Source organism: Pseudomonas sp. BJa5 (genome assembly GCF_030272875.2).
Classification (GTDB): Bacteria; Pseudomonadota; Gammaproteobacteria; order Pseudomonadales; family Pseudomonadaceae; genus Aquipseudomonas.
This window is the reverse complement of the sequence record NZ_JALRNG020000276.1, coordinates 1-205: the sequence shown is the minus strand read 5'-3', so window position 1 is coordinate 205 and position 205 is coordinate 1. Positions and strand designations below refer to the sequence as shown.

Genomic DNA, 205 nt, shown 5'->3' with positions numbered 1-205 from the left:
GCGATGCATCGTTTCACTGCTGAGTTCGGGATGGGATCAGGTGGTTCCAATGCTCTATGGTCGTCAAGAAATTCTGTGTGCCGGTCCGTCCAAGGTGACGTGCCAGCGAATTCTTGATGCTTCTACTTTAAAGACAAAACCCCTACCTGCGTACGCAGATAGGGGTTTCGGAATTTAATCTTGACGATGACCTACTCTCACATGG

1 rRNA gene is annotated in these 205 nt (G+C 49.3%); it reads right to left on the bottom strand.

From position 1 onward, the window contains the following. Positions 1-68, bottom strand: a 5S ribosomal RNA gene (gene rrf / locus M2D63_RS26275); the annotation flags it as partial. Positions 69-205 lie beyond the last annotated feature (137 nt).